Raw genomic sequence first — 274 nt, 5'->3', positions numbered from 1 at the left:
CTCGGCCTGCTCGACGGGTGCCGAGCCCTATACGATGGCGATGGTTCTGCAGGAATTCGTGAGCGCCAATCGCGAGGTTGATTATCGCATCCTGGCGACGGACCTGTCGACCGATGTGTTGCAGGCGGCGCAGCGCGGAGTCTATCCGCGCGACATGGTGGCACCCGTGCCGAAGAGCATCCAGCAGAAATATGTAATGGTGGCGCGCGAGAGGGGTCGCACCGATGTTCGCATCAGTGCGCGCCTGCGTTCCAAGGTCGGGTTCGCCCGGCTT

General features: G+C 63.1%; 1 protein-coding gene. It reads left to right on the top strand.

Annotation, left to right across the window (positions count from 1 at the left end; genetic code table 11):
• Window positions 1-274: CheR family methyltransferase (locus AC2YI2_RS35275; RefSeq protein WP_487391157.1), on the top strand; the 274-nt coding region annotated here is incomplete at both ends.

This window comes from Rhizobium sp. SRI_017 (genome assembly GCF_057586295.1).
Note: the sequence above shows the minus strand (reverse complement) of the source record. Positions and strands in the feature narration are given on the sequence as shown.